The 3,123-nt window shown below is 44.7% G+C and carries 4 protein-coding genes; all 4 read left to right on the top strand.

Annotated features, from left to right (window positions below):
* The first annotated feature begins 8 nt into the window (after positions 1-8).
* The 4 genes from pglX (at position 9) to QZP87_RS14340 (ending at position 2,864) form a co-directional block, all read left to right on the top strand.
* A complete protein-coding gene (pglX, locus tag QZP87_RS14355; RefSeq protein ID WP_291323610.1) occupies positions 9-1,550 on the top strand; it encodes a BREX-1 system adenine-specific DNA-methyltransferase PglX in 1,542 nt (513 codons plus the stop codon).
* 1 nt (position 1,551) lies between these two features.
* Complete coding sequence (locus tag QZP87_RS14350; protein WP_291323609.1) at positions 1,552-2,142, top strand: zeta toxin family protein; 591 nt, start codon at positions 1,552-1,554, stop codon at positions 2,140-2,142.
* A complete protein-coding gene (locus QZP87_RS14345) occupies positions 2,135-2,335 on the top strand; it encodes a hypothetical protein (RefSeq protein WP_291323608.1) in 201 nt (66 codons plus the stop codon). Before QZP87_RS14350 ends, QZP87_RS14345 begins: the two co-directional genes overlap by 8 nt.
* Positions 2,336-2,669: 334 nt before the next feature.
* Positions 2,670-2,864, top strand: a complete 195-nt coding sequence (locus QZP87_RS14340) for a hypothetical protein (RefSeq protein ID WP_291323607.1) — start codon at positions 2,670-2,672, stop codon at positions 2,862-2,864.
* The last annotated feature ends 259 nt before the right edge of the window (positions 2,865-3,123 follow it).

The following is a 3,123-nucleotide window of genomic DNA, read 5'->3' as shown; positions in this document are numbered from 1 at the left end:
TTCTTCGGTTGTGGTATGAAGTGTCAATAAATACAATCTGCTTCGATAGTAGCGATAGGTCAGCACGATGGTTCCCATATAACAAGGGTGGAAATTTCAGAAAATGGTATGGAAATCGAGAATATGTTGTTAATTGGCAAAATGAAGGTGAAATGATAAAAAGGAGGCTTTCTTGGAAGAATAAGAAGCCAACTATCAGAAACTCAAATTTTTACTTTCATGAAGGTTTCACATGGACAACAGTTTCATCAGGAGGGTTTTCAGCAAGATATTGTCCTAAAGGGGCTTTATTTGATAATGGTGGCTGCACTATATTTGCTGAATCTCAATTATTTCAAATTGGGGGATTCATAAACTCCAAAATAATGAGCAGATACCTTGAATTCTTATCACCAACACTTAATTTTCAGCCTGGAGATATTGCCCGAGTATTATTTTTAAATAAATGTTTACATAAAACAATACACTCAATGAAATTAATCGAGCAAGCCAAATCCGACTGGGACTCATACGAAACCTCATGGGACTTCACCATCTTTCCTCTGCTCAACCCTGACCACAAATCCAACACCATACACTCCACTTACTCCAATGTCCGCAATCACTGGCAGAAAATGACCAATGAAATGAAACGCCTGGAGGAGAAGAACAACCGTATCTTCATCGAAGCCTATGGCCTGCAGGATGAACTTACTCCAGATGTGCCTTTGAACGAGATTACCCTGACCTGCAATCCTCATTACCGTTATGGCGGGAGCAAATCAGAGGATGCGCTTGAGGCCATGCTGCGGGCTGACACCATGAAGGAGCTCATATCCTACGCCATAGGCTGCATGATGGGCAGGTATTCACTTGATGAGCCAGGGCTGATTTATGCTCATAGCGCAAATGAAGGCTTTGATCCGGGCAGGTACCAGACCTTTCCTGCTGATGATGACGGCATTGTCCCGGTCATGGAAGAAGACTGGTTTGAGGACGATGCCACCACCAGGTTCAAAGAGTTTATCGTCACTGCCTGGCCCAAGGAGCACCTGGATGAAAACCTGAAGTTCATCGCCCACAGCCTTGGTTCTAAACAGGGTGAGGCTCCTATCCAGACAATAAGGAGGTTCATCAGCACCTCGTTCTTCAAGGACTACCACCTGAGAGTATATAAGAAGCGCCCCATCTACTGGCTGTTCTCCAGCGGCAAACAAAGGGCCTTCCAATGCCTGGTCTACCTGCACCGCTACAGTGAAGCCACCCTGTCCAGGATGAGGGGCATGTACGTCACCCCTCTCATGGGGAAGTATAAGGCCAGAATTGAGTTCCTGGAGCATGATCTGGATCAAGCAGGGTCAACTGGAAATGTAAACAAGATCAGGAAAGAGATTCAGTCCATCCGGGACAAGCTGGAAGAGCTCAGGAGTTTTGACGAGCTTCTGCGCCACTACGCCGACCAGCGCATCACCCTGGACCTGGATGACGGGGTCAAGGTAAATTACGGCAAATTTGGAGGTCTATTGGCTGAGGTTAAGGCAGTGATTGGGAAGAAGGCGGAGGAAAGCTGAAATGTCAAACAGCAACCAACCGAAAGTATTCATTATTGCCGGACCAAATGGAGCCGGCAAAACAACTTTTGCTGAAAATTTCTTACCTGATTTTGCTCAATGTTATGAGTTTGTTAATGCAGACCTCATAGCAGCGGGGCTTTCACCTTTTGCACCACATACGCAGGATATGCAGGCCGCACGCCTTTTTCTGAACAGAGTACATGGACTTGCAAGCTCAGGTAAGTCTTTTTCCTTTGAAACCACCTTGTCTGGAAGATCATATGCTCAACTGCTAAAGCGCATAAAGAATCGGAATTACCGTGTTTTTCTTTTTTTTCTCTGGCTTTCAGATCCAGACATGGCTATTTCCAGAGTTCAGATGCGCGTCAGTCAAGGTGGACACAATGTGCCTCGTGATATTATCATCAGACGGTATTACGCTGGCCTTAAAAATTTGTTCAACCTTTACAGACCTGTTATTGATGTTATGAGCATATACAATGCAACCTTTCTTCCTCCTCAGCTTGTAGCTCATGAGGAAAACGGTGGAATCACAATATTCAAACCTGATATTTACACAAAAATTTCCAAGGAGTGCGACAATGGATAATGACAGCCCCTTGTCTATGGTCAAAGAGGCTGAGGCTGCTTTTTTGCAGGCTGCACATAAAGTTGTCCAGCGGGCAAAAATGTTCAATACCCCTATAGTTATATGGGAAGATGGACAAATTAAGAAAGTTCCTGCCCATGTAATGGAAGAGAGGTTGAAGGTGATAAGTCTGGAGGAGAAACAAGAAGGCTGAAGGGGGGAAGGCTGAAGTAAGAATTAAGAGATGGGAAAATACCTTCAGTCTTCTTGTCTTTCTCTTCCCTTCCCATCAGCCTTCAGCCTCAAACCCTTTAGCCTTTAAGCCCCCCCTCGTTCCCAGGCTCCAGCCTGGGAACGTTAATCTCTTGCGGCTCCAGCCGCTTTTTGAAGATGCGGCTGGAGCCGCGTAAAGCAGTATGTCCCCAGACTGGAGCCTGGGGACAAGAAAAAAGGGAATAAAACCGCTGTGATTAAATGTTTGCTGAGAGTTTGAGACATTGATGGGTGACCTTGATTTATTGCTCTTTACAGAGTAAGCTGTAATTCAAATGGATACGCGCCAAGAAACCCAATACCAGCAGGATCTGATTGAATCTCTCAAAAATCCTGGAGAAGCTGCAGCATATTTTGAAGCAGCCATGGAGGAAAAAGATAAAGAAATCATCCTTCTGGCCTTGCGTAATTTGCTGCGGGCATACCAAGGTGCTGGATTCAGGCACGGGAACATATCATTGAACATTTGATAAGAATGTTGACAGCACAGACATTCCAGATTAAAAAATAAAATGATCATCCCCAAGGTAATCTTTATTGCCTTGGCCCCCGCCGGGTTGCGATCCGGCGGGTTTTTTTATTTATAGCGTCCTGAAATTAACCTTATCAACTGAAGGAATAAGGCTGAAGGCGGAAGAGAAGAGGAAAGAATGAAGAAGGAAGAAAGCTAAAGCTATAAAAGAATGAGGGTAGAGTAAAGTGAGGGATCATACTAAACTCAGAGCTTTT

The sequence above is a fragment of the Desulfonatronospira sp. genome, assembly GCA_003563255.1.
Taxonomy (GTDB): domain Bacteria; phylum Desulfobacterota; class Desulfovibrionia; order Desulfovibrionales; family Desulfonatronovibrionaceae; genus Desulfonatronospira.
Note: the sequence above shows the minus strand (reverse complement) of the source record. Positions and strands in the feature narration are given on the sequence as shown.